Origin of the sequence: Paramagnetospirillum caucaseum (genome assembly GCF_000342045.1) — a bacterium.
In the GTDB taxonomy this organism is placed as follows: domain Bacteria; phylum Pseudomonadota; class Alphaproteobacteria; order Rhodospirillales; family Magnetospirillaceae; genus Phaeospirillum; species Phaeospirillum caucaseum.
In genome coordinates this window covers 20,720-33,422 of record NZ_AONQ01000021.1, presented here as the reverse complement: position 1 = coordinate 33,422, position 12,703 = coordinate 20,720, and the positions used below count along the sequence as shown (strand labels likewise).

Sequence of the window (12,703 nt, the reverse complement as noted above, 5' to 3'; positions counted from 1 at the left end):
TGACTCGCAGTTGCTGTTCCTAGCCGCTCTGCCGCGGCCTGTCAACAGCCATACTTTTCCTCCGGGTTAGGCGGGAAAGGCCGGCCAGAGCCCTTCCGGCGGATAAATCACATATGAAACAATCCCCTGGAAAAGCTGCAAATAATTCCCACAATCAGGGTCTGGACAAAGCGCTAGGACTTGAGTATGAGAATGCGAGGCGCTATCAATAGCCAAGGAAACGGCCATGCCTGTTCTTTCCCGACTCATTCTTCCGGTTCTGTCGGCCCTGCTGCTCGCCCTGTGGAGCCCGGGCGTCCTGGCCGCCGACGAGGTGCTGGTCAGGCTGACCATCAAGGATCACCGGTTCAGCCCCGAACGCCTGGAAATTCCGGCCAAGACCAAGGTGATCCTGCTGATCAGGAACGAGGATGCCGAGCCCGAGGAGTTCGAGTGCCTGGAATTGCGCCGGGAAAAGATCGTCTTTCCCGGCGCCGAGGTCCGGGTGGTGCTGGGCAAGGTCGATCCCGGCGAGTACCCCTTCTTCGGCGAGTATCACGAGGCCACCGCCAAGGGGGTCATCGTCGCCCGGTGAAGACCTTAATACCGATGATCCGTCGCCTTCCGGCCGTCCTCGGTGCTTAAATAACCTTACAAGAAAAGTGGTTATTTCGCAGCCTTGGGGAGGATGTGGCCATGGACGATTTTTCCAAGAACCTGCTGATCGCCGCCTTGCCCGGCGGCAGCTACTGGCTGCTCGGCCTTTTGCTGCTGTAGCCACCCGTTTCCCGCCGTGTCAGGATTTCCCGACACGGCCGGGAGGAAGGGCATGAGGGACGAGGTCGAGATCGTCGCCGGGTGGCAGCCGGGCGCCATCGGCGACATCGTGGCGATGCATTCGCGCTATTACGCGCTCCACTGGAATTTCGGCCCCTATTTCGAGGCCAAGGTGGCCTGCGAGCTGGCCGCCTTCGTGCGTGACCGCCACCGCTTCGCCAGCCAATTGTGGTGCGCCGTGGATTCCCGCGACCGCATGGTGGGATCGGTGGCCATCGACGGCGCCAAGGGGCTGGAGACGGGCGCGCATCTGCGCTGGTTCATGGTCGATCCCCACCGCCAGGGCATGGGGGCGGGATCGCGCCTGCTGGATACCGCCCTGGAATTCTGCCGGGAAAAGGGCTTCGCCTCGGTGCATCTGTGGACCTTCGCCGGGCTGCACGTCGCCCGGCGGCTCTACGAGGCGCGCGGGTTCGTCCTCACCCAGGAGCTGACCGGCGAGACCTGGGGCAAGCCGGTCACCGAGCAGTGCTTCCAGCTGGGTCTGGCGGGATGACCCCTTGCGTCGGCGGGGGCTTGCCTCAATAGTGCGGCCATGAGTCTGTTCCGCTCCATCGCCACGGTTGGCGGCTTCACCATGCTGTCGCGCGTCACCGGCCTGGCGCGCGAGATGATGATCGCCCATTTCCTGGGCGCCGGCGCGGTGGCCGACGCCTTCTTCGTGGCCTTCCGCTTTCCCAACCTGTTCCGCTCGCTGTTCGCCGAAGGGGCGTTCAACGCCGCCTTCGTGCCGCTGTTCACCGGCAAGATGGCCGCCGAGGGGACGGAAGCCGCGCGGCGCTTCGCCGAGCAGGCCTTCGCCGTGCTGGGCCTGGCGCTCGCCCTGTTCGTGGCGGTGATGGAGCTGGCCATGCCCTGGGCCATCTACGGCCTGGCGCCCGGCTTCGCCTCGGTGCCGGGCAAGATGGCGCTGGCCGTCGAGTTCTCGCGCATCTGCTTTCCCTACCTGCTGTTCATCTCGCTGGTGTCGCTGCAGGCCGGGGTACTGAATTCCATGGGTCGCTTCGCGGCGGCCGCCGCCACGCCGGTGCTGCTCAACCTGACCTCCATGGCCGGGCTGTGGTTCCTTGTCCCCTATTCCGAGACCGCCGGCCACGCCATGGCCTGGGGCACCTTCGCCGCCGGAATCGTGCAGTTCGTCTGGCTGTCGCGCGCCGCGCGCCGCGTCGGCATGGGGCTGGGGCTGACGCGGCCCCGCCTGACGCCCGAGGTCGGGCTGCTGTTCCGGCGCATCGTGCCCGGCGCCCTGGGGGCCGGGGTCTATCAGGTCAACCTGGTGATCAACACCATGATCGCCTCCATGGTGGCCGACGGCGCGGTCAGCTACCTCAACTACGCCGACCGGGTCAACCAGCTGCCGCTCGGCGTGGTGGGCATCGCCATCGGCACCGCCCTGCTGCCCACCCTGTCGCGTCAGTTGAAGGCCGGCGAGGCGGAAGCGGCGCGCGCCAGCCAGAACCGCGCCATGGAGCTGGGCCTGGCGCTGACCTTGCCGGCCGCCGTGGCCCTGATGGTCATCGCCGTCCCGGTGATCCGGGTGCTGTTCGAGCGCGGCTCGTTCGGACCCGATGAGACGGCGGCCACGGCGTCCGCCCTGGTGGCCTTCGCCGTCGGGCTGCCGGCCTATGTGCTGGTCAAGGTGCTGGTCCCCGGCTTCTTCGCCCGCGAGGACACCGCCACGCCGGTGCGGGTGGCGGGGGTGGCCATGGTGCTCAACGTCGTCCTCAACCTGTCGCTGGCCAAGCCGCTCGGCCATGTGGGCATGGCGCTGGCCACCGCCATCGCCGCCTGGGCCAACGTGGCCATCTTAGGCGTGCTGCTGGCCCGGCGCGGCTATTTCACCGTGGACGGGCGCCTGAAGTCCAAGGCGCCGCGCATCGTGGCCGCCTGCGCCGTGATGGGCGGCGCGCTGTGGGGGGGCAAGCTGGCGCTGTGGCCCCTGGCCCAGGGGCAGCTGATGGCGGTGGGCATCCTGGCCGGGCTGGTGGCGCTGGGCGCCGTCGTCTTCCTGGCGGCGGCCCAGCTGCTGGGCGCGCTGAGCCTGGGCGAGATCAGGGGCATGATGCGGCGCAAGCGGGGTTGATTTGGGCGGGCCAGGGAGTATACCTCTCCCCCTGAAGGTTCTCTCCCGGAGTCACTCCCCGTCATGAAGCGCATCTTTTCCGGCGTCCAGCCCACCGGCAATCTCCATCTCGGCAATTACCTGGGCGCCATCCGCAACTGGGTGCGGCTTCAAGACGAGTACGAGTGCATCTTCTGCATCGTCGACATGCACGCCATCACCCTGTGGCAGGAGCCCAAGGAGCTGACCCGCAACATCCGGGAAGTCACCGCCGGGATGATCGCCGCCGGCGTCGACGCCTCGAAGCACGTCGTCTTCAACCAGTCGATGGTTCCCGCCCACGCCCAGCTGGCCTGGATCTTCAACTGCGTGGCGCGCATGGGCTGGCTGAACCGCATGACCCAGTTCAAGGACAAGGCGGGCAAGCACAAGGAGAACGCCTCGGTCGGGCTGTTCGCCTATCCCAACCTGATGAGCGCCGACATCCTGGCCTACAAGGCCACCCATGTGCCGGTGGGCGAGGACCAGAAGCAGCATCTGGAACTGGCCCGCGACACCGCCCAGAAGTTCAACAATGATTTCGGCGTCGAGTTCTTTCCCCAGCCCGAGCCGATCATTCCGCCCGAGGCGGCGCGCATCATGAGCTTGCGCGACGGCGCCAAGAAGATGAGCAAGTCGGACGAATCCGATTACTCGCGCATCAACATGACCGACGATGCCGACACCATCGCCTTGAAGATCAGGAAGGCCAAGACCGACCTGGAGCCGCTGCCCGGCACCCTTGAAGGCCTTGAAGGCCGCCCCGAGGCCTCCAACCTTCTGGGGATCTACGCGGCGCTCGCCGACAAGGAGAAGGCCCAGGTGGTCAGCCAGTTCGAAGGCCGGCAGTTCTCGGAATTCAAGAAGGAGCTGGTGGATCTGGCCGTCTCGGTGCTGGGTCCCATCAACACCGAGATGAAGCGCCTGATGACCGATACAGCCCATATCGATTCCATCCTGCGTTCGGGCGCCGAGCGGGCCGATGCCATCGCCCGCCCGATCATCAAGGACGTCTACGATATCGTCGGGTTCCTGCGGCCGTGACCCAGCGCTTCGCCGAAACCCTGCTGAACGGCATCGCCGCCGCCCTGGCCGGCATCGCCGCCGTGCTGCGCCATCCGTCGCGGCGCTTCGTGCTGTGGGCCTTCGCCATCGTCGTGGTGCTGGTCTTCCCCATCGCCATGGTGGCGATCAGCAAGGTGGACGACAATCCCGACTTCGCCCCGGGCAACGTCATGGCGCCGCGCTCGCGCGGCGTGGCGGTGGCCGCCGCCCTGATCTCGCGCGAGCTGGACGTCAGCAAGTGGCACGCCAACGATCCGTTCTTCATGCCGGGCGCCTGGCTGCGCGACATGCCGGCCTTCCAGCTGGGGCTGGTGGGCGGGCTGGCCCGCATGGTCGGCGCGCTCAATTCCGAAAAGGGCGTGGCCTTCGGCCCCAACGGCGTCGACGTCAACCTCAACCACGCCGCCGGCCTCTTGAAGTATCCCGGCACGGTGTGGAAGTTCGACACCCACAAATCGTGGCTGCCCACCGCCTCGGCCGAGAAGCAGTACCGCAACGCCCAGCGCTCGCTGGACCTCTACAATGATCTGGTGGCCGCCGGCTCGGCCGGCTTCGAGCGCAAGCCGGAGGCGCTGGCCGCCCTGGTCGAGGCGCTGGTCCGCGACCTGGACGAGGTCACCGAGTCCATCGACCACCATCTGGCCGCCGGCCGCCCGGTACTGCTGGATTTCGGCGTGGACGGGGTGTTCTACGGCAATAAGGGCCGGCTCTACGCCTATTCCATCGTGCTGCGCGAGCTGGGCCGCGATTTCGAGAAGGTGCTGGCCGAGCGCCGCCAGCTCGAGGCCTGGACCCGCATGGTCGATCATCTGGCCGCCGCCGCCCGCCTGCGCCCCTGGCTGGTATGGAGCGCCGCCCCCGATTCCAGTTTCCTGCCGAACCATCTGGCCGCCCAGGGCTATGCCACGCTGCGGGTGCGCATGCAGGCCGCCGACGTCCTGGCGGCGCTGAAATAGCGTGAACATTAGAAAACCATAAAATTCCTGTTGCCATCATACCCCGGTTGGAGCGACAACCAAGGAACCCCGCAAGCGCCGCCTGAGAGCGCAAGGGGCAGGGGGCGGAAGGAATGCAGATCTACCTTCCCATCGCCGAGATGTCGGTGAACGTTTTCGTCATCCTGGGACTGGGTGGCGCCGTGGGATTCATGTCCGGCCTGTTCGGGGTCGGCGGCGGATTCCTGATGACTCCGCTGCTGATCTTCCTGGGGGTGCCGCCCACCGTGGCGGTGGGGACCGAGGCCAACCAGATCGTCGCCTCGTCGGTGTCCGGCGTGCTGGCCCATTGGCGGCGCGGCAACGTCGACGTCAGGATGGGGCTGATCCTGACGCTGGGCGGCTTCGTCGGCTCGACGCTGGGTGTCTATCTCTTCCGGTGGCTGCGCGGCCTGGGCCAGATCGATCTGGTCATCTCGCTGTGCTACATCGTCTTTCTCGGCATCGTCGGCGCGCTGATGCTGGTGGAGAGCATCCAGGCGCTGCTGGCCAGCCGGCGCAACGGCGGCGCCGTTGCGGTGCGCAAGAAGCACCAGCACGGCTGGATGCACGGCCTGCCGCTCAAGATGCGCTTCCGCCGTTCGCAGCTCTATATCAGCGCCATCATCCCGGCCACCATCGGCCTGTTCGTCGGCATTCTGGCGGCGCTGATGGGCGTGGGCGGCGGCTTCATCATGGTGCCGGCCATGATCTACCTGCTGGGCATGCCCACCTCGGTGGTGGTCGGCACCTCGCTGTTCCAGATCATCTTCGTCACCGCCAACGCCACCTTCCTGCAATCGACCATGAACCACACGGTGGACGTGGTGCTGGCCCTGCTGCTGCTGCTGGGCGGCGTGGTCGGCGCCCAGGTCGGCGCCCGCTTCGGCGTCAAGCTGAAGGGCGAGCAATTGCGCTCGCTGCTGGCCCTGATGGTGCTGGGGGTCTGTCTCAAGCTGCTGTTCGACATGGTGACGGTGCCGAACGAACTGTTCGCCGTCGGGACGGGGGGCAAGCACTGATGAGGCGGTTGCTCCTGGCTTTATCCCTGCTGGCGCTTTGCGCCCCGGCCCCCTTTGTGCCAGCCCACGCCGCCGAGCCGCTGGTCGCCGACCTGTCCAAGCATCTGGTGGCCATCACCACCGGCTTCGCCGGCACCGACGTGCTGCTGTTCGGCGCCATCGAGGAGGTGGACGGCGGCAAGACCGGCGACGTGGTGGTGGTGGTGCGCGGTCCCAACAGGTCCGAGACCCTGCGGCGCAAGGACCGCACCGCCGGCATCTGGATCAATTCCGGCATCGCCAAGGTGGACAACGCTCCGTCCTTCTACCAGGTGGCCTCGACCCGTCCGCTGGACCAGCTGGCGCCGCCGGCCATCCTGGGGCGCCACCAGATCGGGCTGGATCACCTGGACCTCGCCCTCCGGGTCAAGGACGGCGGCGCGGATACGGCGGAATACCGCAAGGCGCTGATCCGCCTGAACCAGAAGAAGGGTCTTTACGGCGACAAGGTGCTGGAGATCGGCATGCTGAGCCAGCGCCTGTTCCGCACCGACGTGCATTTCCCCGCCAACGTGCCGGTGGGCGTCTACATGGTCGAGGTCTACCTGATGGTGGGCGGCCAGGTGGTCAGCGCCCAGACCACCCCCCTGGTGGTCAGCAAGATCGGCATCGGGGCCGACGTCTATGATTTCGCTCACCAGCAGGCGGCGGCCTACGGCATCATCGCCATCGCCCTGGCGGCCTTCGCCGGCTGGCTCGCCGCGATCGTCTTCAAGAAAGCCTGAGCATTCCCGGGGAGGACATCATGCCGACCAATCGCGTGTTCCTGGTGGTTGTGGACGATTCGCCCGAGATGCAGGCGGCGTTGCGTTTCGCCTGCCGCCGCGCCCGCTCGTCGGGCGGGCAGGTGGCGCTGCTGCGCGTCATAGAGCCCACCGAATACGAGCATTTCGCCTCCATCGGCAATCTGATGCGCGCCGAGGCGCGCGAGGCGGCCGAGGAATTGCTCAACCGCCTGGCCGGCGACGTCAACCAGTTGTCGGGTCATGTTCCGGTGCTTCACGTCCGCGAGGGCAATCCCCGCGACGAGCTGATCGCCCTGATCGCCGAGGAGCCCTCCATCTCGGTGCTGGTGCTGGCCGCCGACACCGGGCCGGGCGGGCCGGGGCCGCTGGTCACCGCGCTGACCGGCAAGTATATCGGCAAGCTGCGGGTGCCGCTGACCCTGGTGCCGGGCAGCCTGACACCCGACCAGATCGACGCGATCAGTTAGGCGAGTCCCTCAAGCGCCGGCCGGTTTCATCCTACTCCTTGACTCGGAGATAGACGACGCCATCTACTAGGGGCAGTTTTCGTGCTCCGAAGCGTAAGGACCCCCATGTTCATCCAGACCGAACCCACCCCCAATCCCGCCACCCTGAAGTTCCTGCCCGGCACCGTGGTGATGGGCCAGGGGACCGCCGATTTCGCCGAGGCCTCGCGGGCCGCCGGCTCGCCGCTGGCCACCCGCCTGTTCGCCATCGAGGGCGTGGGCAGCGTGTTCCTCGGCACCGACTTCATCACCGTGGCCAAGATCGATGCCGCCGACTGGCAGGTGGTCAAGCCCCAGGTGCTGGCGGCCATCATGGACCACTACAATTCCGGCGATCCGGTGATCAATCCCGGCTCCGAGGCGGCCGCCGCCACCGGCGACGACGACGGCATCGTCATGCAGATCAAGGAACTGCTGGATACCCGCGTGCGTCCGGCGGTGGCCCAGGACGGCGGCGACATCATCTTCCGCGCCTTCGAGGACGGCATCGTCTACCTGCACCTGCAGGGCGCCTGCTCGGGCTGTCCCAGCTCCAGCGCCACCCTGAAGCACGGCATCGAGAACATGCTGAAGTATTATGTTCCCGAGGTGATGGCTGTCCAGGCGGTCGAGTAACCGCCTCTTTTTCAACCGTTTCATCCGCATGCCCCGAGCCGCCGGCTCGGGGCATGTTCTGTTTTTGTTCGTATATCGGGCGGTTTTGGGTTGATTTAGCTCAATCGCCTCGGGTAAGGTCGTTCTCGATATTGCACTGCAACAAGGCGGAGGCAGCCCCATATGCGAGCCGGGTCGATCGGATCCCGAATCTTCACAGCAGCCAGTTTCGCAGCCCTTCTCGGCGCGGTTGGCGGTCTATACTGGATGGTTCTTCACGATACCGCCGCGCCCGTCGCGGTGTCCCGTCCCCAGGTGGAGCAGCCCGCGCCGCAGCAGGCCGCCGCGCTCACCGGCGACGATGTCAGCAGCGCTGCCCGCCTCAATCTGGCACTCGACCGCATGGGCTACCGCCTCGAGGCGGTGGCGGCCGGTCAGGTCGACGTGCCGCCGCTGTTCCTGCCCCATATTCCCGGCGACATCGACGATCTGTCCGACAGCGATGACCGGAAGGCGGTGTTCCTGCGCGTCATGCTGCCCCTGGTGCTGGCGGTGGACGAGGAGATCGCCGCCGAACGCTCGCGCCTGCTCGACATCATGACCCGCAAGGCCAACCGCCTGCATGTGGCCGCCTCGGATCAGGCCTGGCTGGCCGATCTCGCCCGGCGCTACGAGGTGGAGGACGGCAATTTGCGCAAGCTGCTGTCCCGCGTCGACGTGGTGCCGGCCTCCCTGGCCCTGGCCCAGTCGGCCGAGGAATCCGGCTGGGGCACCTCCCGGCTGGTGCGCCGCTCGCGCAACCTGTTCGGCCATACCGTCGAGGCTTCGGCCGACGGCAGCGGCATGCGCAACTTCACCACGCTGTACGAGGCGGTGCGCGCCTATGCGCACAACCTCAACACCCATCGCGCCTATGAGGGATTGCGCCGGGTCCGCGCCCAGACCCGCGCCGAGGGGGCGTGGCCCGACGGCCATGCCCTGGCGGCGGCGCTGTCCGGCTATTCCGAGCGGGGCGACGCCTATGTGCAGACCATCCGCACCCTGATCCGCCGCAACGAACTGACCCGCTACGACCAGGCCCGCCTGGGCCGGGTTCAGGCCCGGCGGGGCTGATCCCATATCCCGGTGATCGCAATCGATCACCGGGAGCGCCCAAGCGGCGGACAGGCGCGAGCGCCCTTGCCTTCCGCGGCATAAGGCGCGCGCCCGGCGAGGGAAAAACCCAGGTCTGATCCTCGGGGAGAAGCGGGGGCTTTGCCCGCTTCACTCCATCAGATCCTGGCGGTCGATGCCCAGGATGTGCTCCATCACCCAGAACCGCAGGTAATGGTCCACCAGGATGCGGGGGCCGTGGCCCTCCGCCGCCGCCAGCTGGTCGAACTCAGCCAGCATGCGGGCGTGGTCGGCCCGGTGGCCGGACAGCGGCCTGCCCCGGGCTTCCAGGTGCCGTTCCTCGGCGGCGAAGTGCTGGCGGGCCAGGTGCAGGAATTGCTGCAGCAGAGGGCTGACGGCGGCGTGGTCCTCGGTCCGGGCCGCCCGCGACAGCTGGTTGAGCAGGTCCACCATGTCCCGGTGCTGGTCGTCCACCCAGCCGATGCCGATGGCCATCAGCTCGGTCCATTTCAGGGCCGGACTGGCGGAATGGGCGCGGACCGCATCCCAATAGGCGGCATCCTCCAGCATCTCGTGGTCCAGCAATATCCTTTCCAGCTCCTCCAGGACGCGGTGGCGGGCCTGGACCGTGGACAGATCGCCCGCCGAATGCAGCCCGGAATCCAGGCGCTCGAGGATCATGGCGTGGGCCCGGCCATGGCCGCTGGCGGCGTCGAAGCCGGCCCCGCTGAAGATCACCTTTTCCACCGAGAAATGGTGGGCCAGGGCGCGGCGGAACTGGGTCAGGGCCTGCAGAAACGGTGCGGCGCCGTCGTTGTCGCGGGCCGCCAGGGCGGCCTGCTGGATCAGCTCGCTGAGCCGGCCGTGCTGCTGGTCGATGAGCGGGTTCCCGCTGGGGGGAATTCGGTGCGCCGGGGACATGGCCCTTTTCCGCGCAATCACAAGGACGGGGACCAGGATGACACGGTGTCGCCGCGACGGCAATAAGCATTAGAACGAGAAAAACCCCCGCCGGCTTCCCGGCGGGGGTTTCGCTTGATCACATCGCGTCGGGTCAGACGGCGACCTTGGCGGCCACGTCCCTGAACTCGGCGATCTGGTCGAAGTTCATGTAGCGATAGACGTCGGCGGCCTTGGCGTTGACCACGTTGACCTGCTCCAGATACTCGGCGACCGTCGGGATCTTGCCCATCAGGGCGCAGACGGCGGCCAGCTCGGCGGAACCGAGATAGACGTTGGTGTCGATGCCCAGACGGTTGGGGAAGTTGCGGGTCGAGGTGGACATGGCGGTCGAGCCCTTGCGGATCTGCGCCTGATTGCCCATGCACAGGCTGCAGCCGGGCATTTCCATGCGGGCGCCCGACTTGCCCAGTACCGAGTAGTAGCCTTCCTCGTTGAGGATCATGGCGTCCATCTTGGTGGGCGGCGCGATCCACAGCCGCGTCGGGATGTCGGACTTGCCCTCCAGCACCTTACCGGCGGCGCGGAAGTGACCGATATTGGTCATGCACGAACCGATGAACACCTCGTCGATATGGGCGCCGGCCACTTCGGACAGCAGCTTGACGTCGTCGGGATCGTTCGGGCAGGCGACGATGGGCTCCTTGACGTCGGCCAGATCGATCTCGATCACGGCGGCGTATTCGGCATCGGCATCGGGGGCCAGCAGGTCGGGCTTCTTGATCCAGGCTTCCATGGCCTTGATGCGGCGGCCCAGGGTGCGCGGGTCCTCGTAGCCGTTGGCGATCATCCACTTCATCAGGGTGATGTTCGACGTCATGTACTCGATGATTGGAGCCTTATCCAGGCGCACCGAGCAGGCGGCGGCCGAACGCTCGGCGGCGGCGTCGGACAGCTCGAACGCCTGCTCGACCTTGAGGTCGGGCAGGCCCTCGATCTCGAGGATGCGGCCGGAGAAGACGTTCTTCTTGCCCTTCTTCTCCACGGTCAGCAGGCCGGCGCGGATGGCGTAGAGCGGGATGGCGTTGACCAGGTCGCGGAGCGTGACGCCGGGCTGCATCTTGCCCTTGAAGCGCACCAGCACCGATTCCGGCATGTCCAGCGGCATGACGCCGGTGGCGGCGGCGAAGGCCACCAGACCGGAACCGGCCGGGAAGGAGATACCGATGGGGAAGCGGGTGTGGGAATCGCCGCCGGTGCCCACGGTGTCGGGCAGCAGCAGGCGGTTCAGCCACGAGTGGATGACGCCGTCACCGGGGCGGAGCGCCACGCCGCCACGGGTGGAGATGAAGCCCGGCAGCTCGCGGTGGGTCTTGACGTCCACCAGCTTGGGATAGGCGGCGGTGTGGCAGAAGGACTGCATCACCATGTCGGCGGAGAAGCCGAGACAGGCCAGATCCTTCAGCTCGTCGCGGGTCATGGGGCCGGTGGTGTCCTGCGAGCCGACCGTGGTCATCTTGGGCTCGCAATAGGTCCCGGGGCGCATGCCCTTGCCCTCGGGCAGGCCACAGGCGCGGCCGACCATCTTCTGGGCCAGCGAGAAGCCCTTGCCGGTATCCTTGGGCACGGCCGGCAGGCGGAACAGGGTGGAGACCGGCAGACCCAGGGCCTCGCGGGCCTTGGTGGTCAGGCCGCGGCCGATGATCAGCGGAATGCGGCCGCCGGCGCGCACTTCGTCGAAAATCACCTCGGACTTGACGGTGAATTCGCTGATGACCTTGCCGTCCTTCAGCGCCTTGCCCTCATAGGGACGCAGCTCGACCACGTCGCCCATGTTCATCTGGTTGACGTCCAGCTCGATGGGCAGGGCGCCGGCATCTTCCATGGTGTTGTAGAAGATGGGGGCGATCTTGGTGCCCAGGCAGACGCCGCCGAAACGCTTGTTGGGGACGTAGGGGATGTCCTCGCCGGTGAACCACAGCACCGAGTTGGTGGCGGACTTGCGCGAGGAGCCGGTGCCGACCACGTCGCCCACATAGGCCACCAGATTGCCCTTCTTGGCCAGGGCCTCCAACTGCTTCAGCGGGCCGCGGGCGCCGGGCTCGTCGGCCTCGATGCCGGGGCGGGGATTCTTCAGCATGGCCAGGGCATGCAGGGGGATGTCGGGACGGCTCCAGGCGTCGGGCGCGGGCGACAGGTCGTCGGTGTTGGTCTCGCCGGTCACCTTGAAGATGGTGACGGTCAGCGACTTCGGCACTTCCGGGCGCGAGGTGAACCACTCGGCGTCGGCCCAGGACTGCAGCACCCCCTTGGCGTTGGCGTTGCCCTTGTCGGCCAGATCCTTGACGTCGTGGAAGAAGTCGAACACCAGCAGGGTCTTCTTCAGCCCCTCGGCGGCGACGCCGCCCACCTTGGCATCGCCCAGCAGCTCGATCAGCGGCTTGACGTTGAAGCCGCCCAGCATGGTGCCCAGTAATTCGGCGGCCTTCTCGCGGCTGATCAGCGCGCAGGAAACGGTGCCCTTGGCCACCTTGTCCAGGAACTCGGCCTTGATCTTGGCGGCGTCGTCCACGCCGGCCGGGACGCGATAGGTGATCAGATCGACGAGGGTCTGCTCCTCGCCCTTGGGCGGATTCTGCAGCAGGCCGACCAGGGCCTCGGTCTGCTCCGCCGACAGCGGCAGGGGGGGAATCCCGAGCGCGGCGCGTTCGGCGACATGCTGGCGATAGGCTTCAAGCACGGCGTAATCCTCTCGATCATGGTTGCGGCCCCACTTCCGGGTGGTTCGGCCGATCCGTTGGACGCACGCAAGCACCGCGACCTTGGC

12 protein-coding genes are annotated in these 12,703 nt (G+C 67.0%); 10 read left to right on the top strand and 2 right to left on the bottom strand.

Annotation, left to right across the window (positions count from 1 at the left end; all coding sequences use genetic code 11):
• Positions 1–226 precede the first annotated feature (226 nt).
• The 10 genes from H261_RS09470 to H261_RS09425 all read left to right on the top strand — a co-directional run bounded on the left by H261_RS09470 (position 227) and on the right by H261_RS09425 (position 8,976).
• Positions 227–574, top strand: a complete 348-nt coding sequence (locus H261_RS09470) for a cupredoxin domain-containing protein (protein ID WP_008616848.1) — start codon at positions 227–229, stop codon at positions 572–574.
• A 234-nt stretch (positions 575–808) separates the two neighbouring features.
• Entirely contained in the window at positions 809–1,312 is a 504-nt protein-coding gene (locus H261_RS09465; protein ID WP_008616833.1) for a GNAT family N-acetyltransferase, read from the top strand.
• A 39-nt stretch (positions 1,313–1,351) separates the two neighbouring features.
• The gene (gene murJ, locus H261_RS09460; RefSeq protein WP_008616831.1) at positions 1,352–2,899 is read left to right on the top strand and encodes a murein biosynthesis integral membrane protein MurJ; all 1,548 of its coding nucleotides are present in this window, start codon (positions 1,352–1,354) and stop codon (positions 2,897–2,899) included.
• A 63-nt stretch (positions 2,900–2,962) separates the two neighbouring features.
• Entirely contained in the window at positions 2,963–3,961 is a 999-nt protein-coding gene (trpS, locus tag H261_RS09455) for a tryptophan--tRNA ligase (protein WP_008616829.1), read from the top strand.
• The gene (locus H261_RS09450) at positions 3,958–4,938 is read left to right on the top strand and encodes a hypothetical protein (protein ID WP_008616827.1); all 981 of its coding nucleotides are present in this window, start codon (positions 3,958–3,960) and stop codon (positions 4,936–4,938) included. The genes trpS and H261_RS09450 overlap by 4 nt, the downstream gene beginning before the upstream one ends.
• A 113-nt stretch (positions 4,939–5,051) precedes the next feature.
• Entirely contained in the window at positions 5,052–5,978 is a 927-nt protein-coding gene (locus tag H261_RS09445; protein WP_008616826.1) for a sulfite exporter TauE/SafE family protein, read from the top strand.
• Positions 5,978–6,742 (top strand): TIGR02186 family protein, encoded by a 765-nt coding sequence (locus tag H261_RS09440; protein WP_040476123.1) that lies wholly within the window; start codon positions 5,978–5,980, stop codon positions 6,740–6,742. The genes H261_RS09445 and H261_RS09440 overlap by 1 nt, the downstream gene beginning before the upstream one ends.
• 20 nt (positions 6,743–6,762) lie before the next feature.
• Positions 6,763–7,230, top strand: a complete 468-nt coding sequence (locus H261_RS09435) for a universal stress protein (protein ID WP_008616824.1) — start codon at positions 6,763–6,765, stop codon at positions 7,228–7,230.
• Positions 7,231–7,335: 105 nt separating this feature from the next.
• The gene (locus H261_RS09430) at positions 7,336–7,884 is read left to right on the top strand and encodes a NifU family protein (RefSeq protein ID WP_008616823.1); all 549 of its coding nucleotides are present in this window, start codon (positions 7,336–7,338) and stop codon (positions 7,882–7,884) included.
• A gap of 246 nt (positions 7,885–8,130) precedes the next feature.
• Positions 8,131–8,976: a glucosaminidase domain-containing protein gene (locus tag H261_RS09425; RefSeq protein WP_008616821.1), complete on the top strand. Its 846-nt coding sequence runs from the start codon at positions 8,131–8,133 to the stop codon at positions 8,974–8,976.
• Between the two features lie 150 nt (positions 8,977–9,126).
• On the opposite strand, the gene H261_RS09420 is transcribed toward H261_RS09425, so the two are convergent.
• Both H261_RS09420 and acnB read right to left on the bottom strand, forming a co-directional pair.
• On the bottom strand, positions 9,127–9,897 hold the full coding sequence (locus H261_RS09420) for a hemerythrin family protein (protein WP_008616819.1): 771 nt from the start codon (positions 9,895–9,897) through the stop codon (positions 9,127–9,129).
• A 133-nt stretch (positions 9,898–10,030) separates the two neighbouring features.
• A complete protein-coding gene (gene acnB / locus H261_RS09415; RefSeq protein WP_008616817.1) occupies positions 10,031–12,616 on the bottom strand; it encodes a bifunctional aconitate hydratase 2/2-methylisocitrate dehydratase in 2,586 nt (861 codons plus the stop codon).
• Positions 12,617–12,703: the final 87 nt, after the last annotated feature.

Bases quoted from the DNA above. Each gene is read 5' to 3' on its own strand.
- trpS (WP_008616829.1), top strand. From the start codon at position 2,963: ATGAAGCGCATCTTTTCCGGCGTCCAGCCCACCGGCAATCTCCATCTC.
- H261_RS09470 (WP_008616848.1), top strand. From the start codon at position 227: ATGCCTGTTCTTTCCCGACTCATTCTTCCGGTTCTGTCGGCCCTGCTG.
- H261_RS09435 (WP_008616824.1), top strand. From the start codon at position 6,763: ATGCCGACCAATCGCGTGTTCCTGGTGGTTGTGGACGATTCGCCCGAG.
- H261_RS09425 (WP_008616821.1), top strand. From the start codon at position 8,131: ATGGTTCTTCACGATACCGCCGCGCCCGTCGCGGTGTCCCGTCCCCAG.
- H261_RS09420 (WP_008616819.1), bottom strand. From the start codon at position 9,897: ATGTCCCCGGCGCACCGAATTCCCCCCAGCGGGAACCCGCTCATCGAC.
- H261_RS09445 (WP_008616826.1), top strand. From the start codon at position 5,052: ATGCAGATCTACCTTCCCATCGCCGAGATGTCGGTGAACGTTTTCGTC.
- murJ (WP_008616831.1), top strand. From the start codon at position 1,352: ATGAGTCTGTTCCGCTCCATCGCCACGGTTGGCGGCTTCACCATGCTG.
- H261_RS09465 (WP_008616833.1), top strand. From the start codon at position 809: ATGAGGGACGAGGTCGAGATCGTCGCCGGGTGGCAGCCGGGCGCCATC.
- H261_RS09440 (WP_040476123.1), top strand. From the start codon at position 5,978: ATGAGGCGGTTGCTCCTGGCTTTATCCCTGCTGGCGCTTTGCGCCCCG.
- H261_RS09430 (WP_008616823.1), top strand. From the start codon at position 7,336: ATGTTCATCCAGACCGAACCCACCCCCAATCCCGCCACCCTGAAGTTC.